This window comes from Nocardioides sp. (assembly GCF_014360585.1).
Classification (GTDB): Bacteria; Actinomycetota; Actinomycetes; order Propionibacteriales; family Nocardioidaceae; genus Nocardioides.
The window spans coordinates 1-25,462 of the sequence record NZ_JACIXG010000030.1; the positions used below are offsets into that span (position 1 = coordinate 1).

The 25,462-nt window shown below is 68.9% G+C and carries 24 protein-coding genes, 1 tRNA gene and 1 pseudogene; 18 read left to right on the plus strand and 8 right to left on the minus strand.

Features of this window, described 5'->3' with window-relative positions:
* Positions 1-59 precede the first annotated feature (59 nt).
* Positions 60-281: a heavy-metal-associated domain-containing protein gene (locus tag H5T77_RS11900; RefSeq protein WP_292649433.1), complete on the plus strand. Its 222-nt coding sequence runs from the start codon at positions 60-62 to the stop codon at positions 279-281.
* A gap of 11 nt (positions 282-292) precedes the next feature.
* Here H5T77_RS11900 and H5T77_RS11905 read toward each other — a convergent pair whose 3' ends face one another.
* The gene (locus tag H5T77_RS11905) at positions 293-1,102 is read right to left on the minus strand and encodes an alpha/beta hydrolase (RefSeq protein ID WP_292649437.1); all 810 of its coding nucleotides are present in this window, start codon (positions 1,100-1,102) and stop codon (positions 293-295) included.
* 16 nt (positions 1,103-1,118) lie between these two features.
* On the opposite strand from H5T77_RS11905, the gene H5T77_RS11910 reads away from it, so the two are divergent.
* Entirely contained in the window at positions 1,119-1,691 is a 573-nt protein-coding gene (locus H5T77_RS11910; protein WP_292649440.1) for a PadR family transcriptional regulator, read from the plus strand.
* Here H5T77_RS11910 and H5T77_RS11915 read toward each other — a convergent pair whose 3' ends face one another.
* The 4 genes from H5T77_RS11915 to H5T77_RS11930 all read right to left on the minus strand — a co-directional run bounded on the left by H5T77_RS11915 (position 1,692) and on the right by H5T77_RS11930 (position 5,355).
* Positions 1,692-2,300, minus strand: coding sequence for an MBL fold metallo-hydrolase (locus H5T77_RS11915; RefSeq protein ID WP_292649443.1), 609 nt, complete (start codon positions 2,298-2,300; stop codon positions 1,692-1,694).
* Positions 2,300-3,400, minus strand: a complete 1,101-nt coding sequence (locus H5T77_RS11920; protein ID WP_292649446.1) for an S-(hydroxymethyl)mycothiol dehydrogenase — start codon at positions 3,398-3,400, stop codon at positions 2,300-2,302. The genes H5T77_RS11915 and H5T77_RS11920 overlap by 1 nt, the downstream gene beginning before the upstream one ends.
* Before the next feature lie 231 nt (positions 3,401-3,631).
* Entirely contained in the window at positions 3,632-4,177 is a 546-nt protein-coding gene (locus H5T77_RS11925) for a TetR/AcrR family transcriptional regulator (protein ID WP_292649449.1), read from the minus strand.
* Entirely contained in the window at positions 4,174-5,355 is a 1,182-nt protein-coding gene (locus H5T77_RS11930) for a cytochrome P450 (protein WP_292649452.1), read from the minus strand. Before H5T77_RS11930 ends, H5T77_RS11925 begins: the two co-directional genes overlap by 4 nt.
* A gap of 240 nt (positions 5,356-5,595) precedes the next feature.
* Here H5T77_RS11930 and H5T77_RS11935 point away from each other — a divergent pair, with 240 nt between their 5' ends.
* The 3 genes from H5T77_RS11935 to H5T77_RS11945 all read left to right on the plus strand — a co-directional run bounded on the left by H5T77_RS11935 (position 5,596) and on the right by H5T77_RS11945 (position 8,703).
* The gene (locus H5T77_RS11935; RefSeq protein WP_292649454.1) at positions 5,596-7,149 is read left to right on the plus strand and encodes a sodium-dependent transporter; all 1,554 of its coding nucleotides are present in this window, start codon (positions 5,596-5,598) and stop codon (positions 7,147-7,149) included.
* On the plus strand, positions 7,146-7,277 hold the full coding sequence (locus tag H5T77_RS11940) for a methionine/alanine import family NSS transporter small subunit (protein ID WP_292649456.1): 132 nt from the start codon (positions 7,146-7,148) through the stop codon (positions 7,275-7,277). The genes H5T77_RS11935 and H5T77_RS11940 overlap by 4 nt, the downstream gene beginning before the upstream one ends.
* A 178-nt stretch (positions 7,278-7,455) precedes the next feature.
* Positions 7,456-8,703 (plus strand): NAD(P)/FAD-dependent oxidoreductase, encoded by a 1,248-nt coding sequence (locus H5T77_RS11945; protein WP_292649578.1) that lies wholly within the window; start codon positions 7,456-7,458, stop codon positions 8,701-8,703.
* Between the two features lie 57 nt (positions 8,704-8,760).
* On the opposite strand, the pseudogene H5T77_RS25645 reads toward H5T77_RS11945, so the two are convergent.
* A pseudogene (locus H5T77_RS25645) lies at positions 8,761-10,320 on the minus strand (PucR family transcriptional regulator); the annotation flags it as partial.
* Between the two features lie 173 nt (positions 10,321-10,493).
* On the opposite strand from H5T77_RS25645, the gene H5T77_RS11955 reads away from it, so the two are divergent.
* Genes H5T77_RS11955 through H5T77_RS11965 form a run of 3 tightly spaced genes read left to right on the plus strand, consistent with a single transcriptional unit; the run spans position 10,494 to position 13,465 of the window.
* Complete coding sequence (locus H5T77_RS11955; RefSeq protein WP_292649459.1) at positions 10,494-11,747, plus strand: NADH:flavin oxidoreductase/NADH oxidase family protein; 1,254 nt, start codon at positions 10,494-10,496, stop codon at positions 11,745-11,747.
* 32 nt (positions 11,748-11,779) lie between these two features.
* Entirely contained in the window at positions 11,780-12,850 is a 1,071-nt protein-coding gene (locus H5T77_RS11960; RefSeq protein WP_292649461.1) for a DUF6670 family protein, read from the plus strand.
* Positions 12,851-12,883: 33 nt separating this feature from the next.
* Positions 12,884-13,465 (plus strand): TetR/AcrR family transcriptional regulator, encoded by a 582-nt coding sequence (locus H5T77_RS11965; RefSeq protein ID WP_292649464.1) that lies wholly within the window; start codon positions 12,884-12,886, stop codon positions 13,463-13,465.
* 128 nt (positions 13,466-13,593) lie between these two features.
* Here H5T77_RS11965 and H5T77_RS11970 read toward each other — a convergent pair whose 3' ends face one another.
* A complete protein-coding gene (locus tag H5T77_RS11970; protein ID WP_292649467.1) occupies positions 13,594-13,995 on the minus strand; it encodes a four-helix bundle copper-binding protein in 402 nt (133 codons plus the stop codon).
* A 297-nt stretch (positions 13,996-14,292) separates the two neighbouring features.
* On the opposite strand from H5T77_RS11970, the gene H5T77_RS11975 reads away from it, so the two are divergent.
* The 3 genes from H5T77_RS11975 to H5T77_RS11985 all read left to right on the plus strand — a co-directional run bounded on the left by H5T77_RS11975 (position 14,293) and on the right by H5T77_RS11985 (position 16,213).
* On the plus strand, positions 14,293-14,571 hold the full coding sequence (locus tag H5T77_RS11975) for a hypothetical protein (RefSeq protein WP_292649470.1): 279 nt from the start codon (positions 14,293-14,295) through the stop codon (positions 14,569-14,571).
* A 94-nt stretch (positions 14,572-14,665) separates the two neighbouring features.
* The gene (locus H5T77_RS11980) at positions 14,666-15,043 is read left to right on the plus strand and encodes a nuclear transport factor 2 family protein (RefSeq protein ID WP_292649474.1); all 378 of its coding nucleotides are present in this window, start codon (positions 14,666-14,668) and stop codon (positions 15,041-15,043) included.
* A 105-nt stretch (positions 15,044-15,148) separates the two neighbouring features.
* Positions 15,149-16,213, plus strand: coding sequence for a potassium channel family protein (locus H5T77_RS11985; RefSeq protein WP_292649477.1), 1,065 nt, complete (start codon positions 15,149-15,151; stop codon positions 16,211-16,213).
* On the opposite strand, the gene H5T77_RS11990 is transcribed toward H5T77_RS11985, so the two are convergent.
* Positions 16,195-16,278 (minus strand) — tRNA-Leu (locus tag H5T77_RS11990). The two genes, H5T77_RS11985 and H5T77_RS11990, sit on opposite strands and share 19 nt — an antisense overlap.
* Positions 16,279-16,522: 244 nt before the next feature.
* Between H5T77_RS11990 and H5T77_RS11995 the strand changes: the two genes are divergently transcribed.
* From H5T77_RS11995 to pknB, 7 genes are all read left to right on the plus strand, one after another.
* Complete coding sequence (locus tag H5T77_RS11995; protein WP_292649479.1) at positions 16,523-17,230, plus strand: FhaA domain-containing protein; 708 nt, start codon at positions 16,523-16,525, stop codon at positions 17,228-17,230.
* Positions 17,227-17,706 (plus strand): FHA domain-containing protein FhaB/FipA, encoded by a 480-nt coding sequence (locus H5T77_RS12000; RefSeq protein WP_292649482.1) that lies wholly within the window; start codon positions 17,227-17,229, stop codon positions 17,704-17,706. The genes H5T77_RS11995 and H5T77_RS12000 overlap by 4 nt, the downstream gene beginning before the upstream one ends.
* Entirely contained in the window at positions 17,703-19,037 is a 1,335-nt protein-coding gene (locus H5T77_RS12005; protein WP_292649484.1) for a PP2C family protein-serine/threonine phosphatase, read from the plus strand. Before H5T77_RS12000 ends, H5T77_RS12005 begins: the two co-directional genes overlap by 4 nt.
* Before the next feature lie 154 nt (positions 19,038-19,191).
* Positions 19,192-20,625, plus strand: coding sequence for an FtsW/RodA/SpoVE family cell cycle protein (locus H5T77_RS12010; protein ID WP_292649486.1), 1,434 nt, complete (start codon positions 19,192-19,194; stop codon positions 20,623-20,625).
* Positions 20,622-22,091 (plus strand): peptidoglycan D,D-transpeptidase FtsI family protein, encoded by a 1,470-nt coding sequence (locus tag H5T77_RS12015; protein WP_292649489.1) that lies wholly within the window; start codon positions 20,622-20,624, stop codon positions 22,089-22,091. Before H5T77_RS12010 ends, H5T77_RS12015 begins: the two co-directional genes overlap by 4 nt.
* The gene (locus tag H5T77_RS12020; RefSeq protein ID WP_292649491.1) at positions 22,088-23,647 is read left to right on the plus strand and encodes a protein kinase domain-containing protein; all 1,560 of its coding nucleotides are present in this window, start codon (positions 22,088-22,090) and stop codon (positions 23,645-23,647) included. Before H5T77_RS12015 ends, H5T77_RS12020 begins: the two co-directional genes overlap by 4 nt.
* Positions 23,640-25,448 (plus strand): Stk1 family PASTA domain-containing Ser/Thr kinase, encoded by a 1,809-nt coding sequence (gene pknB / locus H5T77_RS12025; protein WP_366816622.1) that lies wholly within the window; start codon positions 23,640-23,642, stop codon positions 25,446-25,448. The genes H5T77_RS12020 and pknB overlap by 8 nt, the downstream gene beginning before the upstream one ends.
* The last annotated feature ends 14 nt before the right edge of the window (positions 25,449-25,462 follow it).

Below are 25,462 nucleotides of genomic sequence, written 5' to 3' on the forward strand. Positions count from 1 at the left end.
CCCGACCCACTTCGTGGCCCCGGTCCTCACCGGGGCCACGAAGGCACAAGGAGATCGCCATGCAGACCATCCAGCTGTACGTCGAGGGCATGCGCTGCCCTCGGTGCGTCCGTGAAGCCACCGCCCGGCTCCGGGATCTCCCGGGGGTCGCGACGCTCACCGCGGACCGGGCCACCGGCCGTATCACCGTCACAGGGGAGGTCTCCGGCACCGCACTGCTCGACGCTCTGGCAGGCAGCAGCTTCACCGCCGAGATCCTCAGCGCGACCACAGACGCCTGACCGAGCCCAGATCACCTCGTGGCGTACGCGACGACCTGCTGCCCGATCGGCGAGAGCCTGCCCTCCTCGATCACCAGGTCCCAGCCGTGGCCTGACTCGGCGGGTACGAACTCCGAGGACGTGGCCTCCGCCAGCGCGCGGGCCGCATCGGCCTCCTCGGGCCCGTCGCTGTCCTCCGAGATGGCGATCAGGCCAGGCGTCTGGATCTTGTCGGCGACCGTGGCCAGATCGACGCCGGCCCAGATCGACGGTCCCGAGAGGTCGACCCAGCCGTCGACATCCAACCCCGCGGCAACGGCCCGCACGGTCTGGCTACCGCCCATCGAGGCACCGACCAGCACGACAGGTGTGTCCGGCCACTGCTTCCTGGCCTCGCCCAGCGCCGCCCTCACCTGCGGCACCGGGTCGTCGAGGTCCTTGATCCCGCAGTCGGCGGCGGCGTAGCCACACTGGTCGTAGGAGAGGCCGGCGACGCCTTCCAGAGCCGCGAGCGTCGCGAAGTCACCCCACCCGCAGCGGTCCCCGTCGGTCTGGTGAAGCATCACCAGCACCGCCGACGGTTGCCGACCACCCGGCGGCGAGAAGCGGATGGCCGGCAGCTCGAGCTCCGCGCCGGACGCCTGCATCGGCTCCACCCCGACGTCGGTCTCCGGCAGGAAGCAGGAGGTCAGCTCGCCCTGGATGTACGGCCCTCCGGTCGGCAGCGCGGGTCCGGACTCCTTCGCCTCCACTGGCGCCTCGACGCCGCTCTCCGCCCCGCACCCGGTCAGCAACATGCCGATGACCGCTACCCCTGCCGCTGCACTCTTCACGCTCCGCATATGTCAATATTGACATATGCCAGACTCCGCAGCACCCGTTTCCAACCTCGGCTTCGCGATCCTCGGCCTGCTCGCGCGGCGGGCGAGCACGGGCTACGAGGTCGCGCAGCGGATGCGCCAGCCGATCGGCTACTTCTGGACCGCCCGCCACTCGCAGATCTACCCGGAGCTGAACCGTCTCGACGCCGCCAGACTGGTCGAGCACGAGGTCATCGAAGGAGCCGGTCCCCGGCCGACGAAGCGATACCGGATCACCCCTTCCGGCCAGACCGCCCTGGCGGCCTGGGTGGTCGGAGACCTCGAACCCCAGCCGGTCCGTGACCTGGAGGTCCTGCGGCTGTGGTCGATCTGGACCGTGGAGCCCGACGCCGCCCACGATCTGATCGGGCGGCTCGAGGGCGCCCACCAGAGCGCCCTCGACCGCTACCTCGAGGAGCTGGCCGAGATCTCCGACCTCCCGGGCGTCCGGGATCCCTCGAAACCGCTGTTCGCGAGCCGGATCACGCTCGAAGGAGGCATCCGGTCGCGGCGTACAGCGTTGGAGTGGTGTGCCTGGATGCGTGCGGAGCTCGCGGCCGCCGTGCGCTGATCAGCCCAGGTTGGAGACCTCGGCTGCGATCGTGGTGTCGTCGCCGTGCCCGGTGTGGACGACCGTCTCGCCGGGAAGCGGGAACAGCTTGGCCCGGATCGAGGACTCGATGGTCGGCCGGTCGCTGAACGAGCGCCCGGTGGCCCCGGGGCCACCCTGGAACAGGGTGTCGCCGGTGAAGACGCACCCCAGCGAGGGCACCGACAGACACACCGCCCCCGGGGCGTGACCAGGGGTGTGCAGGACGGTCACGTCGGTGTCGCCGATCTCGATGACCTGCCCGTCGGAGAGGTCGGCATCCCACAGATCGTCGGGGTGGGCGAGCTCCCACAGCGGACGGTCGTCGGGGTGCAGCAGGATCGGGGCCCGGACGATCTCCCGCAGCGCCGGCGCCATCCCGACGTGGTCGTCGTGGGCATGCGTGCAGACGATCGCCTTCACGCGCCGACCGCCCACCACCGCCAAGATGTCCTCCACCGAGTGCGGCGCGTCGATGACCAGGCACTCCTGGTCGTCGCCGATCACCCAGACGTTGTTGTCCACCTGGTGCGTCTCGCCGTCGAGGCTGAAGGTGCCGCTCGTGACACCGTGGTCCACGCGTACGGCCATCAGAGCACCACCACCGAGCGCAGGACCTCGCCATGATGCATCTTCTCGAAGGCGGCCTCGATGTCACCGATGCCGATCTCCTCGCTCACGAAGGCGTCCAGGTCGAGACGCCCCTGGCGATAGAGGTCGACGAGCATCGGGAAGTCGCGGCTGGGGAGACAGTCGCCGTACCAGCTGGACTTGAGCGCGCCACCGCGGCCGAAGACGTCGATGAGCGGGATATCGGGCACCGTCATGTCGGGCGTGGGCACACCGACGAGCACGACGGTGCCGGCCAGGTCCCGGGCATAGAAGGCCTGCTTCCAGGTCTCCGGGCGTCCGACCGCCTCGACGACGATGTCGGCACCTTCGGCACCTTCGTACGTCTCCGAGCAGATCCGCCGGATCTCCTCGACCGGATCGGTCTGCGAGGAGTCCACGGTGTGCGTCGCGCCCATGGCCGCGGCGCGCTCGAGCTTCTTGGGGTCGATGTCGACGGCGATGACCGGGCTCGACCCGGCCAGGGCCGCACCGGCGATCGCCGCCACCCCGACACCACCGCAACCGATGACCGCCACCGACCTGCCGCGGGTCGCTCCGCCGGTGTTGATGGCGGCACCGATACCGGCCATCACGCCACAGCCGAGCAGGCCGACAGCGGCGGGGCGCGCCTCCGGGTCGACCTTGGTGCACTGGCCCGCCGCGACCAGCGTCTTCTCCGCGAAGGCGCCGATACCCAGCGCCGGCGACAGCTCCGTGCCGTCCTCGAGCGTCATCTTCTGGGTCGCGTTGAACGTGGCGAAGCAGTACTGTGGCTCGCCGCGCTTGCAGGCCCGGCAGCTGCCGCACACCGCACGCCAGTTGAGCACCACGAAGTCGCCCGGCGCCACGTCGGTCACGTCCGGACCCACCGCCTCGACGATCCCGGCAGCCTCGTGTCCCAGCAGGAACGGGAACTCGTCGTTGATCCCGCCCTCGCGGTAGTGCAGGTCGGTGTGGCACACCCCGCACGACTGGATCTTCACCACCGCCTCACCGGCGCCAGGATCAGGAACGTTGATCGTCACCAGCTCCACCGGGGCTCCCTCGGCGCGGGCGATGACGGCCTTGACCTGCTGCATATCTCTCCTCTCAAAGCACCGGAGGCATCCGGTCACTCATGATCCATCCTGGGGGTTCGTGATATATCTCGGCAAGGGCCGATCTCGGCGCCCGAGGTTTTCCCGGGTCAGGAGCAGGGCACGCGCCCGTCAGCCGGCTGGCGGCGGCCATGGCTCACGCCTCCCGGGTGCAGTGCAGGCTCGTCGGGCAAGTACGGCACCGCCCCGCCCACGGTCCGGGGCTGACGCGACCTAGCCGAGCGGCGGGACCAGAAGGAATCGCTCCAGCAGGCGATGTTCTGCCTCTTCGTCGTCTCCGGGGTTGCTGAGGAACGACAAGATGATGCGCAGGACCCAGTCGACCAGGTCGGGATCAGCAGCGTCGGCGTCGGCAGCGAGGTAGCTCTGGGCGGTCCCGCGGATGAGCGGGGAGTCGTGGAGCACCTCGCGAAGAAGGGTGCTGTCCCCGGCGTACCACGCAGCCAGATGGGGGCGCTCGCGGACGGCGGCGAGGCACGCGATGACCGCCTCGACCACGCGGCGACGGGGATCCGGGACGTCGGCGGTGGCCTTGGCGACCTGCGCGGTGATCAGTCGCGCCTCGCGGTGCGCGAAGGCCTGGATCAGGGCCTGCCGGTTCTCGAAGTAGCGATAGAGAGTCGCCCGCGAGCAGCCGGCCGCACGAGCGACCTCGTCCATGCCCGGCTTGCCGACGCCGCGCTCCACGAAGAGCTCGCCCGCCGCGTCGAGGATCCGTTCGGCGGCGAGGTCCGTCTTCGCCTCGGCCAGCCAGCTCATCGGCCGACCTCGACATGGAGGCTGACGGGCCTGCGTACGTAGCTCCCCGGCGCCCACGCCAAGGAGTCGTGGTCGACGGTGAAGGAAGGCATCCGGCCGAGTATCTCCGTGAGCGTCACCCGACCCATCATCCTGGCCGCCGCGGCACCCAGGCAGTGATGGGCACCGTGGGCGAAGGTCAGGATCTGCCGCGGCCTGCGGGTGACGTCGAGCTCCTCGGCGTCGGCACCGAAGGCGCGCGGATCGCGGTTGGCGGCGGCGTAGCAGAGCAGGACCTTCCTCCCCGCAGGGATCGTGACGTCGTGGATCGTCACGTCGCGGGTGGTGGTCCGCGCGAGCCCCTGCACGGGAGAGGTGAGCCGCAGCAGCTCCTCGACTGCGGCCGGGATGTCGTCCCGAGCCAGCTCGCGCTGGTCGGGCCGCTCCGCCAGCAGCGGCAGGCCGCCGCCCAGCAGCCCGGTGGTCGTGTCGTTGCCACCGGCGACCATCGTGAAGGCGAACGCGAGCACCCGGAGCAGGCCGGCGTCGTCGTCGGCCTCCCCGGCGGCGACCAGATGGGAGACGGTGTCGTCTCCGGGCTCACGTCGGCGACGCTCGATGAGCTCTGCGAAGTAGCCCATGAGCTCGGCGGCGGCTCCGGCTCCGATGGTCCCGTCCTGGGCGGCGTTGGCCGTGACGATCGCGTCGGTCCACACGTCGAAGCGGCCCCAGTCGGCCTCGGGAACGCCGAGATAGTGGGCCACGACCATGCTAGGCAGGGGCTTGAACAGCTCCTCGACGATGTCACCACCACCTGCTGCCCTGATCTGCTCCACCCGTTCGACGACGAACCGGGTGACCCGAGGCGTCACGTCCTCGACCTGCTTCGGCGTGAACCCGCGGTTCACCAGCTTGCGGAACGCCGTGTGAGCCGGCGGATCGGTCATCACCATCGGCGGGTTGTCTTCCAGGCCGATCCGATCGAGCTCGTCCTGAGCGGTCGTCAACCCTCCGGTCGAGCTGAACGTCTCGTGGTCGAGCACTGCCGCGAGGACGTCGTCGTGCCTGGTCAGGACCCAGTAGTCGCCTCGGGCGACGTGGTGGACCGGGTCGTGCTCCCGCAGCGCGGCGTACATCGGCCACGGGTCGGCCCAGGTCTCACCGGTCGGAGGAACGTACTCGATCGACCGATGAGACATATTGCCTGTCATGTCTCATGAACTCAACAGGCTGCCCGTCTTTGTCAAGAGCGCGGCGAGATATCGTGACACCGACCACACTCGCAGCGGGACATAGTTAGTGCCACAGGCCCCCGGGCCCGTAAGTCTTTGTGTGTAGCCTCTGCGGCGGCCGTCGCGAACCCCGCGTCAACCGAAGACAGCCTGACCACTATTGTTATGTGATCGGCGTCACACGAAGTATCGAGCAAGGAGGCGTAAATGAGCACGACACCTGAGGGCGTGCAAGACGGTGCGGCAGCAAAACGCGGAGCATTCTCGTCGCGGCAAGTCTTCATCTTCGCGGCGATCGGCTCCGCCGTGGGCCTGGGCAACATCTGGCGTTTCCCGTACGTCGCCTACGAGAACGGCGGTGGCGCGTTCGTCATCCCCTACATCGTGGCGCTGCTGACGGCGGGTATCCCGTTCCTCTTCCTCGACTACGCTCTGGGCCACCGCTACCGGGGCTCCGCTCCGCTCTCCTTCGCACGCCTCCGCAAAGGCACCGAGGGCCTGGGCTGGTGGCAGGTCGGCATCTGCTTCATGATCGCCATCTACTACGCAGCTGTGATGGCGTGGGCCGTTCGCTACGCGATGTTCAGCGTCACCGAGGCCTGGGGAGACGACCCGGAGGGGTTCTTCTTCGGTGAGTTCCTCCAGGCGGGCGACCCGGGCGTCGACGCCACCCCGGTGTGGGGCGTGCTGATCCCGCTGCTGCTGGTGTGGATCGCGATCGTTGCCGTCCTGCTGCTCGGCGTGCAGAAGGGCATCGGCCGGACCGCCTTCTTCTTCATCCCGGTGCTCGTCGTGGTCTTCGGGATCCTCGTCGTGCGCTCGCTGTTCCTCCCGGGTGCAGCGGAAGGCCTGGACGCGCTCTTCACCCCGAACTGGGGCGCGCTGACCGATGCGACGGTGTGGGCTGCGGCGTACGGACAGATCTTCTTCTCGCTGTCCATCGGCTTCGGCATCATGATCACCTACTCCTCCTACGTCCACAAGCACACCGACATGCCGGGCTCCGGACTCGTGGTCGGCTTCGCCAACTCCGGCTTCGAGCTGCTCGCCGGTATCGGCGTCTTCGCCGCGCTCGGGTTCATGGCGCAGGCCAGCGGTGTCGCTGTCGGCGATGTCGCCACCTCTGGCGTCGGACTGGCGTTCGTCGCCTTCCCCGCGATCATCAGCGAGGCGCCGGCAGGTGCCCTGCTCGGAGTGCTCTTCTTCGTCTCTCTGGTCATCGCCGGCTTCACCTCGATGGTGTCCATCGTCGAGGTCGTGATCTCCGGTGTGCGTGACAAGTTCGACATGACCCGCAAGGGCGCCACCATCGCGGTCACCGTGCCGATGGCCCTGCTCAGCCTGGTGTTCTTCTCCACGACGAGCGGGCTCTACGTGCTCGACATCCTCGACCACTTCATCAACCAGTTCGGCATCCTGCTGGTCGCCGTGATCTCCATGCTGGTCCTGAGCTGGGGGCTGCGCGTGCTGCCGACCCTCGGTGACCACCTGTCCGACGGCAGTTCCATCACCGTCGGCGCCTGGTGGCGGATCCTGGTCAGCATCGTCGCCCCGATCGGCCTGATCCTCGTCCTCGGGCTCTCCTTCTGGGAGGACGTGAAGACCCCGTACGGCGGAAACCCGGGCTGGATGCTCGCCGTCTTCGGCTGGGGCGCTGCCGGCGCCGTCATCGTCTTCGGGTTCCTGGCCGCTCAGGCCAAGTGGCGAGACCCCGAGATCCTGTCCGAGGTTCACATCAACAAGAAGGGAGCAGAGTCATGAGTGGTGCAGCCATCGTCATGATGCTGGTCGCGATGCTGATCATCTGGGGAGGCCTGGCTCTGGCCATCGTCAACCTGCGACGCAGCCCCGACCTTCCGCATGCGGACGAGGTCCGGCGCGACCTCTGACGGTCGACTGATCGGACCCCGACGCAAGGGCCTGTCCCCGAGTGTGGCGTGAAGCCACCTCAGGGACAGGCCCTTTCGCGTCGGCGGTCCGTCGGTTGGACTCTGGGCACAACCGACGGGCCTCGAATTGTCGCGAACGGGCAGCGGCGTCCCCGGCCGTGGCGGCGACGATGAACCCATGAACTCAGCCGCTCGCCCCTCTTCGCCGCGCCGAGTCGCCGTCATCGGCGCCGGCATGGTCGGTCTGTCCACCGCGTGGTATCTCCAGGAGTCCGGTGTCGATGTCACCGTCGTCGATCGCGACGGCGTCGCTGCCGGGTCGAGCTGGGGCAACGCCGGCTGGCTGACGCCGAGCATCGCGGTGCCCCTTCCCGAGCCGTCGGTCCTGCAGTACGGCCTGCGCGCGGTCCTCAGCCCGTCGTCACCGGTCTACGTGCCGCCCACCGCGAACCCTCGGCTCCTGCGCTTCCTCGCCCAGTTCGCCCGCAACTGCACCCCGGCGCGCTGGCAGCAGGCGATGCGGGCGCTGATCCCGCTCAACAACGACGCACTGGCTGCGTACGACGAGCTCGAACGGGGTGGGGTCGAGGCGCGGACCCAGGCGGCGAGCCCGTTCACCGCCGCGTTCCGGAGCGTCGAGGACAGCCGCGCGCTGCTGGACGAGTTCGAGCACATCGAAGCGTGCGGTCAGCGGGTGGACTTCGAGGTGGTCGACGGTGACCGGGCCCGGGCCGAGGAGCCCGCCCTGGCCGGAAGCATCGCGACCGCCATCCGGATCCACGGTGAGCGGTTCATCGATCCCGCCGCGTACGTGCACGCGATCGCGGACTCGGTGCAGAAGCGGGGCGGACGGCTGGTGACCGGGACCCCGGTCGAGGAGATCCGGTCGAGCGAACGCGAGGTCGTCATCGCCGGCGAGCCATATGACGCGGTCGTCGTCGCGACCGGTGCCTGGATCGGCGCCCACGGGCGGCAGTTCGGGGTTCGGCGCATCGTCCAGGCCGGCCGCGGCTACTCGTTCACGGTGAAGGTCGACGACGTCCCGCGCGGTCCGGTCTACTTCCCGACCCAGCGGCTGGCATGCACTCCGGTCGGCGACCGACTGCGGATCGCCGGCATGATGGAGTTCCGCGACGCCGACGCACCGCGCGACCCGCGCCGGATCGACGCTCTCATGGGGGCGGCCCGGACCATGCTCGCGGGAGCGCACCTGGACCAGCGCGAGGACGAGTGGGTCGGCGCGCGGCCCTGCACCTCCGACGGCCTGCCTCTGATCGGCGCCTCCCGGGACCCGCGGGTCTTCATCGCCGGAGGTCACGGGATGTGGGGCGTGACCCTCGGCCCGGTGACCGGACGGCTGCTGGCCGAGCAGATCGTCTCCGGCGTACGCCCCGAGCAGCTCCGCGCCGTCGACCCGTTGCGCTGAGCGCGATTCATCCTTCGCGGCCTCTCGCGCTCGCAGTCGGGCGATCTCCAGACGGAGCGCGAGCCGCTGCTCGGGGTCCTCGAGGTCGATCGGGCACAGCGCGACGATGCGGGCCGCCCGGTTCCTGACGGTGTTCGGATGCACCCCGAGCGATCGGGCGGCCCGCTTCGGCTCGGCCCAGAAGTCGATCATCGCCTCGAGCGTGTCGATCAGGAAGGTTGCGCCGTCGTCGTCGAGCAGCTCCCTGAGCGGCGATACGAACGGACGGCTCTCCTGTCCGTGAACCGCCCGCGCCAGCACGACCGACGGCCACCCCTCGGCGACGGTGACGACAGAAGCGCCGTCGCCTCCGGCAGCGGCGAGCTCCGCGGCGGTCGACCGCGAGTCCTCGAGCTCGCGTGGAGTGGCGACGACGGTGCCCACGTACATCCGCACCTCGGCGTTCGTCCGGCCCTCGCCACGGACCAGGTCGGCGAGCCAACCATCCGCTCCAGGACCTGAGGCTCCGTCGCGGAGGACGGCGTAGACGTGGTCGTCGAGATCGGCGACCACCGGTCTACGCCAGCCACGTCGGCGGCAGAGCGCCTGCCACAGCTGACAGCGGGCCTCCGCCTGCAGGTCTGCCGGACCGGCAAGGACAGCCACCCGCCACGGCCCGTCCTCGAGCCACTCCGGCTGCTCGGTCGCCGCCCCGCGCACCACGGACCGGACCTGGTCGAGCTGGACCTGCTGGTGGAGCTCGGCCTGCGTACGCAGCCTGAGCAGGGAGAGGGCGACGAGCTCGGTGGCCGCGTCCAGCTCACGTTCGTGCCCGGGCGAGAGCGGGTTCGCGGGGATCGCCCAGATCGATCCCAGCCACTCACCGCCGGCACGGACCGGGACGACGTAGCGCGCCTTGACACCGCCAGCGCCTGCGGGCACGAAGAAGGGGGCGTCGGACCGTGCCATCCGTCGGAAGACCCCCAGCGAGCGGAAGTGGTCGCGCACCTCGCGGGGCACCCGGCGGCCGACGATGGTCGCTGTCCGGGCATCGTCGATGTCGGACTGGCCACGGGAGTAGGCCAGGACGTGCGAGCTCGCGTCCTCGATCGTCACCGGAGCGTCCAGCAGGGAGCTGATCCGGTCGGCGACGTCGAAGAGATCGTCGTGGAGGTGGTCGGCCGACCCTCGTGCGGGCGCCGAGGAGGTTTCGATGGCCGAGCGGACGACTGCGAGCACCGAGCTCAGCGACGCCCCCTCGACCATCCCGAGCAACGGCAGACCGGCCTCGGCGCACCGCCGGGCGACGTCTGCGTCGTCAGCCAGCGAGCGACGCAGGAGCAGGCCCGAGGCCTCGGCGCAGGCCGAGATGATCGCCAGCACCTGTCCCGCCTCGGTGGCCCCGACCACCGTCACCAGCTCGCCACGTCCTGCCGCCGCCTCTTCGCCGACCTCGGTGATCTCCAGCCCGAAGACCGGTCGAGGCTCACCCGCCACGACGACCTCGACGAACCCTCGAGGCAGGGCGTCGGCCAGGCCAGCGGCAGTGATCACAGCGCCACTGTGCCACGGCCCGCCGCGCCCGCCTCCTGTGACATCGACACAGGCAAAGCCGTCCGGATTGCACTCGTGCACCATGCCGTACCTCTCACCTTTCAGGTCCTCGCTCAGCACGTACTCGCGGCGGGCCAGGGCGGGCGGGACGGCCGATCTGGCCGACCCTGGTAACCCAGGTCACACGGTGGCCCTATTGCGCCACGAGCCCCGCCCCCTCAGGATGAGATGACCAGTCGTCTTAAGAGGAGCGTCCCTTGTCTCTCGATCGCGCACCGACCACCGCCCTGGCCCGCCCGTTGACACTGCCCAACGGCGTCGTCGTCCCCAACCGGCTGGCCAAGGCCGCGATGTCGGAGTGCCTGGGCGACACGCGACACTCACCGACCGAACGCCTGCCGACGCTCTACCGGCACTGGGCGGAGGGCGGGGCCGGCCTCGTCCTCACCGGCAACGTCATGGTCGACCGCCGCGCCATCGGCGAGGTGGGCAACGTCGCGGTGGAGGACGACCGTGACCTCCCGCTCCTCCAACAGTGGGCCACCGCGGCCGGATCGGGTGGGGCGGTCACCCTGGCCCAGCTCAACCACCCCGGACGCCAGGTCCTGCTGGGGGTCGGCAACCACCCGGTGGCTCCGTCACCGGTGCGGGTCACCGGCGCCGCCGGCGTCTTCCGTACGCCCCGCGAGCTGTCGTCCGCAGACATCGAGTCGATCATCGAGCGCTTCGCCCGGACAGCCGGCGTCATGGTCCGCGCGGGGTTCGGTGGTGTGCAGATCCATGCTGCCCACGGCTACCTGGTCAACCAGTTCCTCTCGCCCCTCACCAACCAGCGCACCGACAGGTGGGGCGGTGACCTGGAGGGTCGCAGCCGCTTCCTGATCGAGGTCGTGCGCGCCGTACGGGCCGAGGTCGGCGCTGGCGCGGTGCTCGCCGTGAAGCTCAACTCGGCTGACTTCCAGCGAGGCGGCTTCGACAACCATGACGCGGAGGCCGTGCTCGGCTGGCTCGAGGAGGAGCGCGTCGACCTCGTCGAGATCTCGGGCGGCAACTACGAGTCGACCGCCTTCATGGGCGTCCCCGCAGAGCCGGTCGCCGCGTCGACGCGCGCTCGCGAGGCGTACTTCCTCGACTTCGCGGAGAAGGTGCGCGGCCGGTTGAGCGTGCCGCTGATGCTGACCGGAGGCTTCCGGACCGCCGCAGGGATGGCGGAGGCGCTCGAGTCCGGCGCCGTCGACATCGTCGGCCTGGCGAGGCCCACGGCGCTGGAGCCGGACCTGCCCCGGCGTCTGCTCGACGGCAGCGCCGAGGCGACCACCAGGACACCGCGCCAGCTCGGCATCCGTAGGTTCGACGGTATGGCGAACCTGCTCTGGCACACGGTCCAGCTCCAGCGCATGGGGCGTGGCCTGCCACCGGCCCCGGACCGCCATCCCCTGATCAACCTGGCGGACTACTCCCGTCACTACGCCCCGTACCTGCTCAACCGCCTGTCTGGCGCATCCCGATGAGCGTCAGCTCGCCCACCACCGGAAGGACGCACATGTCGCTCGAGGAACTCCGCCACAAGGCCCTGGCCGCCTTCATGGCCCGGGTGCTCAACATCCACGCGGAGGAGGACGTCGTTCCGCGCGGTGGGTTGCTGCAGCCGCATCACGAAGGGCGGCGCTACTCGATGTTCCACTACAACGTGGTCATCCCCGACCTTCCGGAGCCGCACCGTTTCCTCGCGTGCGCGGTGCTGGCCGGCCGCACCGGCACGCTGGTCTTCGACGACGATCCCGTGGTGGCCGGAACGCCCCGCAACACCGCGACGCTGGCTCTCGGCACCGCCGCGACGGCGCCGGACGGGTTCCACGTCTACGACATGCGCACCGACTGCGACCTCGCACCGGACGGGTCGCACCTTCAGTTCGGTCAGGAGCTGATCATCACCGGGACGTTCCCGGACTTCCACGTGGTCGTGCACCAGGGCGACCTCACGCTCGACCTCCGGGCCACGTGCACCGACCAGATCACCTCGTTCATCCGGAGCGCTGTCTACGACCACGTCGGCTACCCCGCCCGCTACGAGGGCGAGCTGACCTGGCAGGGCGAGACCCGACCCGTCTCCGGAGTGCTGTCCCTGGAGTACGCCCGCGCCGCGAGCCTCGCCGGGTTCCGCGATCGGGTGGTCCCGCCGCGGCTCAAGCTGCCGTGGAACCTCTTCACCTACCACGTGATCAAGACCAGCCCCGACACCCTGCTCATGCTCGCCAGCTGTGAGGCCTGGGGCGAGCACCTCAGCACGACGGCGTACCTCAAGCAGGTCGACGGCGCCTCTGAGCGGCACCTGCGCAACGTCGAGTTCGACGTGCTGTCCTACCGCGACGAGGAGCAGGTGGCGCCCGACGGCCGGCGCATGAAGGTGCCCGAGCGCTTCCGGTGGCGGATCCTCGACGAGGACGGCGCACCCAGCACGGAGATCGTCGGGAGCGTGGACACCGAGCTCATCTACGGTCTGGGCCGGGGCTGGATCGGCGGCTACTTCTACGAGGGGCACCACGAGGGCGAGGCGGTCTCCGGTGACGCCTACTTCGAGTACGTCGATGTCCCGACGTCCGCCGGCGCCTGAACCGGCCGCCGGGGCAGTGGCAGGATCTTCGTCATGAGCACGGCTACAGTTCGCGAACGCATCCTGGCCTCAGGACTGGACCTCTTCCACGCGCACGGCTTCCACGGCACCAGCGTCAACGACATCACGCAGGCCGCGGGGGTGCCGAAGGGCTCGTTCTACAACCACTTCGCCAGCAAGGAGGCGCTGGCCGTCGCGGCGGTCACGAAGTACGCGTTCGAGGCGCCGCTGCCGCTGCTCACCGACCCGAGCGTCGGCGGCCCCGCCGCGAGGATCACCGCGCACTTCGAGGCCCTGCGCGAGACCTTCGTGGCGTCGGGGCGGACGCGGGGGTGCCTGATGGGGAACCTGTCGGCGGAGATCGCCGACCACAGTCCCAGCGCTCGCGAGACCCTCACAGTCATCTTCGACGGCTGGACGGAGATCCTGGCCGGCGTACTCGAGGAGATCCGGGCCGGCGGTCAGCCGTTGCCCGATGAGCCGCAGGTCCTCGCGGAGGTCCTCGTCAACGCCTGGGAGGGTGCTCTGCTGCGGGCCCGCGCGACGCAGACCGACCAGCCGCTGGATGCCTTCTTCGGCACCGTTCTCGGCCGCTTGGTCCTGTCCTGTCGGTAGTGATCCCGGTACGCGGTGGGTGAAGCGCCCACCACAGACAGACGCTCAGGACCAGCACCGGTCAGCCACCCCAGCCGTGAGCCTGCGACGTCCCGAGATTCGGCTCACATCCGCTGCCTCCAGGCTGGTCACAGAGCTGCGATGAGCGCGCGGCAGGCCTCCTCGCACCGGCGGCACGCCTCGGCGCAGATCTTGCAGTGCTCGTGCATCTCCGCATGCTGCGCGCACTCGTCGCCACATGCCTTGCACACGGCCGCGCAGGCCTCCAGGAATGCTCGGGTGATGTTCGCATCGAACCCGGTGTGCCGTGACAGCGCCTTGCCGGTGGCGAGGCAGATGTCGGCACAGTCGAGGTTGGTACGGATGCACTTCGTCAGGTCGGCGACCGTGTCCTCACTCAGACACGCGTCCGCGCACGCCGTGCAGACCTGACCGCACTCGAAGCACGCGGCGATGCACTCGGCCAGCTGGTCCTTGTCGAGGCCACCGAGGCCCTTCGGGTGGCTCTCCAGCATCTTCGACAGGGTCATGACTCACTCCTCCGTCCACGGCGCGGGGGCGCCTCGCTGCGACTGGGGACCGCGCCGTCGAGTGGACCGGTACCCGAGGAGAGGGCAAGCACACGTTCGCGTGAGGAACGGGTCGGCCGATGTCGCTGCTCCTCGGCGAGCCACTCGTGAAGGCGTCGGAGCGATCACCAGCCGGTGAGCTGAACGCTGGCGCCCGCATGGCCGACGCCGTTCACGGGTACGAATTGGTCGAGGCGATCAACAGCACAAACGACAAGCGAACGCGGAAGGCACGCTCCCGACCGTGAGGAGACGAGCATGGGCTCGAAGTCCCACACCACGACCGACCACGACGAGATTCGTACGTGGGTCGAGCAGCACGACGGAACGCCGGCGACTGTCGCCGGCACCGGAGGCGACTCGGAGCCAGGAGTTCTTCGGATCGACTTCCCCAGCGGCGCGGGGCAGGACCGGCTCGACCACGTCAGCTGGGAGGACTGGTTCGCGAAGTTCGAAGAGGAGAAACTCTCGTTCCTCTACCAGGAGGAGAAGGCCGACGGCGACGACAGCACCTTTTTCAAACTGGTCAGTCGCTAGCCGAGTTTCTATTCCTCGCTCCGTCACTGCTCGGCGAAGACGCCTCGAATCGATCTGAGGCCGCCGAGCCCATGGGGGAAGTACCGTGATCAGGATGGGAGAACATCACGTCGCGCGTGACACCAGGAAGGTTCTCGAGTCGCACTTGCGCCGTCGCAGCAACGGCGACCTGGAGTCCGACCTGGCCGAGAACTACGCGGACGACGTGGTGCTGCTGTCATCGGAGGGTGTGCATCACGGCCATGACGGCGTCCGACTGCTCGCCACTATTCTCGGGAGCTACGTCAGCTCCGCCGACTACCACTACCAGCAACTGCTGGTCGAGGGCGAGGTCGGAATGCTCCAGTGGTCCGCCTCCGGTGCCGGCGTCCGCATCCACGATGGCGCCGACAGCTACGTTGTGCGCGGTGGGCTCATCGTGGCGCAGACCATTCACTACTCGACGCGGCCCACTGACGACACATCCAACTGAGCCCAGGGGAAACGAAGAGATCAGCGTCTTCGACGACGTCGGCTGCGTCGGGGGACAGAGCGCCGGTGGCCTGTCTGGGCCATCGCCGTCGCTTAGGAGATGGCCGTGCTCGATTCGTTGGTCATCGCGGCGGGTGTGCTGACCATTCTGACGGTGTTCCTCGATGCCGCCATGACGACCCTGACGGTGTCTACGGCTGCCGGACCGCTGACGAGCCACGTGCTGCCGACAATGTGGAGAGTGCTGCTACGGATCGCCGGACAGGGTCGCCGGCGCGCACTCCTCTCGCCCGCCGGCGCCGTGCTGCTCCTCACCACCGTCCTGATCTGGGTGGCCGGGCTGTGGGGCGGTTGGTGGCTGATCTTTCTGGGGGCCGACACCGTCGAGCAGTCGACCACCGGGCGGCCAGCGGGGTTCTGGGACGCGGGCTACTTCAGCGGGATGACAGTGATCACGCTCGGGACCGGCGACTTCGTCGCGGACTCGACCGGTTGGCGGGTCCTCTCCGCCGTCGCCAGCTTCACCGGCCTCTTCCTGGTGACCCTGGCCATCACCTACCTGGTCTCGGTGCTCTCCGCCGTGGTCGCCCGCCGAGCACTGGCCATCCACGTCCGAGGCTTGGGCCTGTCCGCCGAAGACATGGTGACCAGGGGATGGGCCGGATCTGGTTACAGCCCGATGTTCGAACAGCAGCTCATCGCCCTGACCCCGATTGTGGCGACCGGCGCCGGTCAACACCTCGCCTATCCGGTGCTGCACTACTTTCACGCCACCAAGCCGGCGCTGTCGGCGCCACTGGCCTTGGCCAGCCTGAGTGACGCGCTTCTCCTCGCCGGCGAACTGACAGCCCCCTCAGCCCGTCCGGACCCCGCGTCCGTCAAGGCTCTGACCTACGCCATGGACCAGTATCTCGACGCAGCAGGCGAGGTGGCTTGGCTACCGGAGCAACCCGCGCCTCCGCCGCCGTCGACCCGCGGGCTCGAGGAGCATGGCATCCCGCTCGCCGACGCCCGAGAACGGGAGATGGCCATCGCACACGCGACACGTCGACGCACCAGCCTGCACAGGCTCGTGGCCGGCGACGGGTGGACGTGGGACCCCGCAGAAAAGGACGAAACCCCGGATCCGAAGACCCGGGGCCAGTCACAACGTGCGCGAGGGGGGAGTTGAACCCCCACGTCCTTTCGGACACACGGACCTGAACCGTGCGCGTCTGCCTATTCCGCCACTCGCGCGTTGCAGCAGAGGAAACGTTAGCCCACGCGCGGCCGCCGCCCCAAAACGACGGCACCCCGCCCGCCTTGACGCTGGCGGTCACCGGATCGTGGGAGGATCGAAACCGCGCAGAATGCGGGAAGTGGCAGATCCCCTAGGGTGCACCGATACGATCGGGCCGAATCCGGGGGCACCACTATGCCCGTACGCGACTGACCACCCGACCCGACCGGCCCAACCGGCACCTGAGAGGAGAGCATCGACGTGAGCGGCCTGCAGAAGTTCGAGCAGAAGCTGGAGCAGTTCATCTCGGGTGCTTTCGCCAAGGCGTTCCGGTCCGAGGTGAAGTCGGTGGAGATCGTCGCCGCGCTCCAGCGCGAGATCGACAACAACGCCCAGGTGCTCAGCCGCCAGCGTCGCCTGGTCCCCAACGACTTCTTCGTGGAGCTGTCCACCAGCGACCTGGGCAAGCTGGAGTCCTACGGGCCCCACCTCAAAGAAGAGCTGAAGCGCCAGCTGATGGACCACGCCGAGGCACAGGGGTTCGTCTTCCCCGGCCGAGTGAGCATCGAGTTCGGCGAGGCGAAGGACCTGACCATCGGCCGGTTCCGGGTGCGCAGCCGCGCCCAGGCCGCCGTCTCCGGCGCCGACATGAGCGACACCCAGGTCAGCCGTGCGCAGGCCTACCTGGAGATCAACGGCACCCGGCACCCGCTGCACGGCAACCTCGTCGTGGGCCGAGGCACCGACGCCGATCTGCGCATCAACGACCCGGGCATCAGCCGCCGCCACATCGAGTTCCGCTCGAACCAGGCCGGCGACCGCGTACGTGTCGAGGTCTATGACCTCGGCTCGACCAACGGCATGCTGGTCAACGGGCAGAAGATGGCGAGTGCCACCTTGGACGACGACTCTCAGGTGCGCATCGGCACCACCGTCATCACCGCGCACATCGTTGAGGAGCGCAGTTGAGCGAGCTCACCCTTTTTCTCATCCGGGTCGCCTATCTGGCGATCCTGTGGATCTTCGTGCTGGCCGCGCTGTCGGTGATCCGCTCCGACATGTTCGGCGCGCGGGTCACCAACGCCTCCGCCGGCCAGCCCGCGGCGCCGCCGGCTCGCGGCAAGGCCCCTGCGGCGAGGGCACCGAGGCGCGGCGTACCCACGCATGTCGCCGTCACCACCGGCTCCAACGCCGGTGTGACCGTGCCGCTCTCGCAGGCCCCCATCGTCATCGGCCGCGGCAGCGATGCCGCGATCATCCTCGACGACGACTACGCCTCCACCCGCCACGCGCGGATCGCCGTCTCCGGCGACCAGTGGTTCGTGGAGGATCTCGGATCGACCAACGGCACCTACATCGGGTCCGTCCGGATCAATCAGCCGACAGCCATCTCTCTCGGGACCCAGGTGCGCATCGGTAAGACAATCCTGGAGTTGCGCAAGTGACCGCTGCGACCGATCCAACCTCTGACCCCGCACCCAGCCCCAGGCCCGCCGACGGCCGACCCTTCCGCCTCGAGTTCGCGGCGGTCTCCGACGTCGGGCGGGTGCGCAAGGACAACCAGGACAGCGGGTACGCCGGCCCCTGGCTGTTGACCGTCTGCGACGGTGTCGGCGGCGCTGCCCGCGGTGACATCGCCTCCAGCACCGCCGTCCAGCAGCTGCGCAAGCTCGACGAGGAGCCGGCCCTCGGGCTGGTCGATGACGATCTGATCGGTCTGGTCTCCCACGCGCTGCACATGGCCCACGACGAGATCGGCCACCTGGTCGACCACGACCCGACGCTCAACGGCACGAGCACGACCTCGACCGTCGGATTCTTCGACGGCGCCAAGCTGACCGTCGGCCACGTGGGCGACAGCCGTGCCTATCTCCTCCGCAATGGTGCGATCCACCAGGTCACCCACGACCACACCTTCGTGCAGACGCTTCTCGACGAGGGGCGGATCACCGAGGACGAGGCCAAGACCCACCCTCACCGCAACCTGATCCTCAAGGCCCTCGACGGGACCCGGGAGCTCGAGCCCGACCTGTTCATCGTCGACCTCGTCGCCGGGGACCGGCTGATGTTCTGCAGCGACGGCGTCTGCGGCTACGTCGACGACCCGCGGATCGCCGACATCCTGGCCACCGGCACGCCCGAGTTCGCAGCGGTCGAGCTGGTCCGGGTCTCTCTCGACTCCGGCAGCACCGACAACGTGACCTGCGTGGTCGCCGATGTGGTGCCCAGCGACACCATGCCGTCTGCGGGCCTCGAGGCCCAGATGGTGGGTGCGGCGGCCGAGCTCAAGCGGAAGACCACCAAGACCGGCCAGATGACCGCCCTGTTCCGCGGTCACCGGATGGGCGACACCGGCGAGCTGGACCCGATCGACGAGGAGATCCCCGACGGAGCGATCGCCGCCGACCCGGAGGAGATGCGCTACGCCCTCCAGCCGCCGAGCAAGCACACGAAGCTGCGCTGGACCTTCGGGCTGATGACGTTTCTCGGTGTCGTCTGGATCGCGGTCGCGACCGGGTTCGTCTGGTCGCAGAACCAGTGGTACATCGGCGAGCAGGAGGGCAACGTCACGATCTTCCGCGGCGTACCCACCACGATGATCGGCTTCGATCTCTCCGAGCCCTACCAGACCTCCGACCTCGAGGTCGCCGACCTGGCCGAGACCTACCAGAACCAGCTCGAGGACGGCATCCACAGCAAGGACCTGGCCGGCGCGCAGGAGAAGGTGCAGTCGCTGGCCGACCAGAGTGCCGTCGACTCGGGCAGTGGGTCATGAGCGAGCGACAGCGAGCGACAACAGGACTCAGGCCGCCACGTCCGTACTCTTGCGCCTGCGCCACGGCAACGACCGGAGCTAGGTCGAGCGGCGAGCTTGCTCGTCCGCTCGCGCCGAGCGAGGGAGTCACCGCGCGAAGGGCGGAGGTGGCGGCATGAGCGGTTTCACTCCGGCGAGCTCGATGCCCATCTTTGTCCACCGGTCGCGCCGGGGAGCCGAGCTGGTCCTGATGATCCTGGCCGTCGCGGTCGGGATCGGCGCCTACACCGCGGTCGGCCTCGGTGTGGAGGGGAAGATCCCGGTCGACATCGTCGGCTATGGCACTTGGCTGGTCGTGCTCCTGGTGGCGGCTCACGTCGGCGTACGTCTGATGGCTCCTTACGCCGATCCTGTGCTGCTCCCGCTGGTGGCGATGCTCAACGGGGTCGGTCTGGCCGTCATCCACCGGCTGGACCTGGCCGCGGGGGCGAGCGAGACCGATGCCTTCGCCCGCCAGCAGCTGATCTGGATGACGTTGGGCGTGGTGCTGTTCCTGATCACGCTCTTCCTTGTCCCCGATCACCGGATGCTGCAGCGGTTCACCTACACCGCCGGCCTCGGCGCGGTGGTCATGCTGATCCTGCCGATGCTCCCGTTCATCGGCAAGACGATCAACGGCGCGCGGATCTGGATCAACCTCGGACCGGTCAGCTTCCAGCCCGGCGAGGTCGCCAAGGTGCTGCTGGTGATCTGTTTCGCCGGTTATCTGGCGGTCCATCGCGACGCTCTCGCGCTCGCCGGCCGCCGGTTCGCCGGCATCGACCTGCCCCGCGGCCGTGACCTCGGCCCGCTGCTGATGATGTGGGCGATCAGCCTCGCGATCCTGGTGCTGCAGCGCGACCTCGGCTCCAGCCTGCTGTTCTACGGCCTCTTCGTGGTGACGCTGTACGTCGCGACCGAGCGCAAGGGCTGGATCGTCGTCGGCGGCCTGCTCTTCGCAGGTGGTGTCTTCGCTGCTCTGACCCTGTTCAGCCACGTACGCGTCCGGGTGTTCACCTGGCTGGACCCGTTCAAGTACTACCCCGTGGGCGATGATGGCGTGACCTCGTCGGGGCAGCTGGTCGAAGGGCTGTTCGGCATGGCCTGGGGCGGCATGATCGGCCGCGGCTTCGGCTCCGGCGAGCCCTGGCGGATCCCCTACGCCAACTCCGACTTCATCATCCCGGCGATCGGTGAGGAGCTCGGTCTGACCGCGATCCTCGCGCTGCTGCTGTGCTACGGCCTGATCGTCGAACGTGGCCTGCGCACCGCGATCGTGGCCCGCGACGACTTCGGCAAGCTGCTCTCCGTCGGTCTGGCCAGCTCGATCGCCCTGCAGACCTTTGTGGTCGTCGGTGGCGTGACCGGGCTGATCCCGCTGACTGGTCTAACCACACCGTTCCTCTCGTATGGTGGGTCTTCGCTGGTCGCCAACTGGGTGATCGTGGCCCTGCTGTTGCGCGTCTCGGACCAGTCCCGCCGTCCCCTGCCGACGGCACCGTCCGATGAAGACCTCGCCGCTGAGGAGACCCAGATCGTCAAGCTCGACAAAGGGGCGTTGAACAGATGAACCGCCCTATCCGCACGCTGAGTGTCGGCTGCCTGATCCTGTTCGTGGCGCTGATGCTGAACGTGACGTACGTCCAGTTCTTCAAGGCCAGCTGGTACAACGAGCGCGGCGACAACCGACGGGTCACCGAGGAGGCCTACTCGCAGCAGCGCGGCGACATCCTGGTCGGCAAGAAGGCGGTCGCCACCAGCGTGCCGAGCGACGGCAAGTTCGAGTGGCAGCGCAGCTACCCCGGCGGCAAGAAGTACGCTCCGATCACGGGTTTCATGTCCTACTCCTACGGCCAGACCGGGATCGAGCGTTCCCAGGACTCGGTGCTGTCGGGCAAGGACAACAAGCTCTTCACCAACCGACTCGTCGACCTGGTCACCAACTCGGAGCCTGCCGGCGGCAACGTCGAGCTCACCATCGACCCGAAGGTCCAGGACGCTGCGTACGAGGGTCTGACCGCGCTCGGCGAAGACGTCCAGGCGGCCGCGGTGGCGATCGATCCGAAGACCGGCCAGATCCTGGCCATGGCCAACACGCCGACCTACAACCCGGACCGGCTGGCGAACAACGACATCAGCGCCGCGCAGAAGTCGTACAACCAGCTCTCGAAGGACGACGACGAGCCGCTGCTCAACCGCTCGATCCAGACCGCGCTGCCGCCGGGCTCGACGTTCAAGCTGGTCACCGCCGCCGCAGCGATCGAGAACCTCGGCTTGGACGGCGACAGCAAGGTCTACGGCGGCGCCTCCCTCGACCTCCCCGGCACGGACGTCAACCTGCCCAACCTCAACGGCACGAGCTGCGGCGGCGAGCAGATCACCCTGACCCGTGCGCTCGAGGTCTCGTGCAACACCGCCTTCGGTCAGCTCGGTATGGAGCTCACCGACGAGCAGATGCAGGAGCAGGCCGAGGGGTTCGGCTTCGGCCAGGACTACCTCGACGACCTCGGCCCGCTGGCCGCCAGCAAGTACCCCGGCAACGGCGGCGACAAGGCCAAGCAGGCCCGTGCCGCCATCGGCCAGCAGGACGTGATCGCGACCCCGCTCCAGATGGCGATGGTCTCGGCAGGCATCGCCAACGGCGGCGAGGTCATGAAGCCCTACCTCGTCGACCGGGTCACCTCCTCCTCGCTCGACGTCATCGACCAGGGCAACCCGACGGCGATCGACAACCAGCCCGCGGTCTCGCAGGACACCGCCGAGATCCTGACCGACATGATGGTCAGCACCGTCGAGAACGGCACCGCCACGGCGGCCGCGATCGACGGCGTGAGCGTCGCCGGCAAGACCGGCACCGCGCAGACCACCCCGGACCGACCTCCGTACGCCTGGTTCACCTCGTTCGCCCCGGCGGAGAACCCGTCCATCGCGGTCGCCGTGATGGTCCAGAAGAGCGGCACCGAACGCAGCGAGATCGCTGGCGGTCGACTGGGCGGACCAATCGCGAAGGCCATGATGGAGGCAGCGATCTCATGAGTCGTTACGTATTCCACGAGCTCATCGGCACCGGCGGGATGGGCGAGGTGTGGCGGGCGACCGACACGACCCTCAACCGCGAGGTCGCGATCAAGCTCCTCAAGCCCGAGCACGCCGAGGACCCGATCGGCCGCTCCCGCTTCGAGTCCGAGGCGAAGCACGCCGCCGCGCTCCACCACCCCAACGTGGTGGCCGTCTACGACGTCGGTGAGATGCCGACCGCGTCCGGCTTGATGCGGCCGTTCCTGGTGATGGAGCTGGTCGACCACAAGCCGCTCTCCGAGCTGCTCCGTGACGGTCGGCCCCTGGCCCCGGAGGTCGTCCGCGACCTGCTCGGTCAGGCTGGCGACGCACTGGCCGCAGCGCACCGGGCCGGCATCGTGCACCGCGACGTGAAGCCCGCCAACCTGCTGGTCACCCCGGAGCGGAAGGTGAAGGTCACCGACTTCGGCATCGCCCGCGCCCAGGCGTCGACCGGGATCACCGGCACCGGCCAGGTGATGGGCACCCCGCAATACCTCAGCCCCGAGCAGGCCCGTGGCGAGAAGGCCACCCCTGCCTCCGACGTCTACTCCCTCGGCGTGGTCGCCTTCGAGTGCCTCGCCGGCTACCGGCCGTTCCAGAAGGAGACCCCGGTCGCGACCGCGATCGCCCATCTGCACGACCCGGTCCCCCCGCTGCCCGACCACGTGCCCGCCGAGCTGGCCGCGATCGTGATGCGAAGCCTGCAGAAGGACCCTTCTCTCCGCTACGCCGACGCCGCGGCGTTCACCACCGCGATGGTCGGCCAAGGTGCCGCCGCCGACCCGGACGCCGATGCCACCACCGTCGTAGCCGCCGCGCCCGGTGACGCGACCGCGACGTCGGTCATGGACCCGGTCCCCTCGCCCACTCAGAACTACGTCGGCATGCAGGGCGGCCCGGGCGGTCCCGACGGTCCCCCGCCCCGCTATCAGGACCCCTACGACCGTTACGACGACGAAGAAGACCAGAGGCCCTGGTACAAGAAGCCGTTCAACATCGTCGTGATCGTGATGCTGGTCGCTGTGATCATCGCGATCATCTGGATCGCCTCCACCCTCGCGGGCAGCCCGGACACGTCGTCGGCGAGCGACGCGTCCGCCACCCTGTCGGTCACTGCCAAACCGACCCCGTCGGAGGAGCCCGAGGAGGAGCCGAAGCCCGTCGAGATCGACGAGGACGACTACATCGGCCGCAACGTGGACGACGTGCGCCGTGAGCTCCAAGACATGGGCCTCAAGGTCGATCCGACCGTCCAGGACAACGACGGCAGCAACGAGCCTGACACGGTCTCCAGCCTCGACCCGACCCGCAACCTCTCCGAGGGCGACAGGGTCACCATCCGCTACTACGGCGAGCGTCCTGAGGTCGAGCCCCCTCCTCCCAGCCAGGACGAGCCTGACGAGGAGGAGAGCGACGAGGAGGAGCCGCCCGAATCAGACCCGACCGACGACTGGGGCTTCCCAGAGCTTCCTGGCGGCGAGAACACCGACGGTGGCGGTAACGGCAACGGCAACGGGGGCGGCAATGGCTGAGGGGCCTCTCCTCGCGGGCCGCTACGAGGTCGGCGAGCTGCTCGGCCGAGGTGGGATGGCGGAGGTCCGCAAGGGCACCGACCACCGGCTCGGCCGCGTGGTCGCGATCAAGCGGCTCCGGATGGACCTTGCCAGCGATCCGACCTTCCAGGCCCGCTTCCACCGTGAGGCGCAGTCCTCGGCCAAGCTCAACCACCCCTCGATCGTGTCGGTCTACGACACCGGCGAGGAGAAGGCGGTCGACGGGGTCGCCCAGCCCTACATCGTGATGGAGTACGTCGCCGGCCGCACGCTGCGCGACGTACTCCGTGAGGGTCGCAAGATCCTGCCCGAGCGAGCGCTGGAGATCAGCTCCGACGTGCTCAATGCGCTCGACTACAGCCACCGCAACGGGATCATCCACCGCGACATCAAGCCGGGCAACGTCATGCTGACGCCGGCCGGCGACGTCAAGGTGATGGACTTCGGCATCGCCCGGGCGCTCAACGACGCCCAGTCGACCATGACCCAGACCGCGGCCGTCGTAGGCACCGCCCAGTACCTCAGCCCCGAGCAGGCCCGCGGCGAGCAGGTCGACGCCCGCTCGGACGTCTACTCGGCCGGCTGTCTCCTCTACGAGCTGCTTACCGGGCGACCGCCGTTCGTCGGCGACTCGCCGGTCTCGGTGGCCTACCAGCACGTGCGCGAGCAGGCCCAGCCTCCCTCGGCCCACGACCCGTCGCTGCCCCGTGAGCTCGACGCGATCGTGATGAAGTCGCTGGCCAAGCGGGTCGAGGATCGCTACCAGTCCGCGCAGGCGATGCGCACCGACATCGAGCGCTACCTCGCCGGGCGTCCGGTCCAGGCGACAGTGCCGCCCAGCTTCGACCAGACCCAGGTCGCCCAGAACCGGGCGGCTGCGGGCGACCCCTACGGCGGGGACACCAACGGCTACTACCCGCCCCAGGACGACCGGTCCGACGGCCCCCGCCCGTGGGTGCTCATCCTGCTCGGGCTGGTGATCGTCGGCCTGATCGCGGTGGGCGCCTACTTCTTGCCTGAAGCGTTGAAGCCACCGACCACCCCCGTACCCAACGTCGCCGGCCTGACCGAGGAGAAGGCCCTCGCAGAGCTCAGCGCGGTCAAGCTCAAGGGCGAGGTCGCGCAGGAGACCAGCGACACCGTGGCGGTGGGTGTGGTGATCTCCCAGTCGCCCGATTCCGGCGAGGAGTTGGAGGAGGGCAAGACCGTCACGATCACCGTCTCCACCGGACCACCCAACCGGCAGATGCCCAACGTGGTCGGGTCGCCGCAGAAGACCGCTAAACAGCTGCTCGAGAACGACCCCTACAACTTCACGGTGAAGGTCGAGACGACCGACTCCGACCAGGACAAGGGCACGGTGATCAAGACCGACCCGGTCGACGGCGAGAGCGTTACCACCGGAAAGTCCACCGTGGTCACCCTCACCGTCTCCAAGGGACCGAACAAAGTCCCCAACGTCGTCGGGAAGACGGCCGAGGAGGCGAAGGAGATCCTCCGCAGCGCAGGCTTCACGCCCGTGGAGAAGGACGAGCCGAACACCGACAAGCCCAAGGACACCGTCGTCGAGCAGTCGCCCGGCAAGGGCACCCCGCTCAAGCAGAACAGCGAGGTGATCATCTTCGTCTCGACGAAGGAAGAGGCCCTGCCGAGCTGTCAGACGCTCATGCCTGGGACAGACCCGGCCAACCCCTCGGCGTCGGCCACCCAGACCGCCGAGCCCGGCGACCCGCCGACCTGTGACCCGGCCCTGCCGCCGAGCACCCCGGCGGCGCCGTAGCTCGAAGCTCGCCG

Excerpts from the sequence above, each read along its gene's own strand:
- H5T77_RS11940 (WP_292649456.1), top strand. The coding sequence starts at position 7,146 with ATGAGTGGTGCAGCCATCGTCATGATGCTGGTCGCGATGCTGATCATC.
- H5T77_RS11975 (WP_292649470.1), top strand. The coding sequence starts at position 14,293 with ATGGGCTCGAAGTCCCACACCACGACCGACCACGACGAGATTCGTACG.
- H5T77_RS12020 (WP_292649491.1), top strand. The coding sequence starts at position 22,088 with ATGAGTCGTTACGTATTCCACGAGCTCATCGGCACCGGCGGGATGGGC.
- H5T77_RS11935 (WP_292649454.1), top strand. The coding sequence starts at position 5,596 with ATGAGCACGACACCTGAGGGCGTGCAAGACGGTGCGGCAGCAAAACGC.
- H5T77_RS11945 (WP_292649578.1), top strand. The coding sequence starts at position 7,456 with ATGAACTCAGCCGCTCGCCCCTCTTCGCCGCGCCGAGTCGCCGTCATC.
- H5T77_RS11920 (WP_292649446.1), bottom strand. The coding sequence starts at position 3,400 with ATGCAGCAGGTCAAGGCCGTCATCGCCCGCGCCGAGGGAGCCCCGGTG.
- H5T77_RS11925 (WP_292649449.1), bottom strand. The coding sequence starts at position 4,177 with ATGAGCTGGCTGGCCGAGGCGAAGACGGACCTCGCCGCCGAACGGATC.
- H5T77_RS11970 (WP_292649467.1), bottom strand. The coding sequence starts at position 13,995 with ATGACCCTGTCGAAGATGCTGGAGAGCCACCCGAAGGGCCTCGGTGGC.
- H5T77_RS11930 (WP_292649452.1), bottom strand. The coding sequence starts at position 5,355 with ATGTCTCATCGGTCGATCGAGTACGTTCCTCCGACCGGTGAGACCTGG.
- H5T77_RS11910 (WP_292649440.1), top strand. The coding sequence starts at position 1,119 with ATGCCAGACTCCGCAGCACCCGTTTCCAACCTCGGCTTCGCGATCCTC.
- H5T77_RS11960 (WP_292649461.1), top strand. The coding sequence starts at position 11,780 with ATGTCGCTCGAGGAACTCCGCCACAAGGCCCTGGCCGCCTTCATGGCC.
- H5T77_RS12010 (WP_292649486.1), top strand. The coding sequence starts at position 19,192 with ATGAGCGGTTTCACTCCGGCGAGCTCGATGCCCATCTTTGTCCACCGG.
- H5T77_RS11905 (WP_292649437.1), bottom strand. The coding sequence starts at position 1,102 with ATGCGGAGCGTGAAGAGTGCAGCGGCAGGGGTAGCGGTCATCGGCATG.
- H5T77_RS11915 (WP_292649443.1), bottom strand. The coding sequence starts at position 2,300 with ATGGCCGTACGCGTGGACCACGGTGTCACGAGCGGCACCTTCAGCCTC.
- H5T77_RS11965 (WP_292649464.1), top strand. The coding sequence starts at position 12,884 with ATGAGCACGGCTACAGTTCGCGAACGCATCCTGGCCTCAGGACTGGAC.
- pknB (WP_366816622.1), top strand. The coding sequence starts at position 23,640 with ATGGCTGAGGGGCCTCTCCTCGCGGGCCGCTACGAGGTCGGCGAGCTG.
- H5T77_RS11980 (WP_292649474.1), top strand. The coding sequence starts at position 14,666 with ATGGGAGAACATCACGTCGCGCGTGACACCAGGAAGGTTCTCGAGTCG.
- H5T77_RS12015 (WP_292649489.1), top strand. The coding sequence starts at position 20,622 with ATGAACCGCCCTATCCGCACGCTGAGTGTCGGCTGCCTGATCCTGTTC.
- H5T77_RS11900 (WP_292649433.1), top strand. The coding sequence starts at position 60 with ATGCAGACCATCCAGCTGTACGTCGAGGGCATGCGCTGCCCTCGGTGC.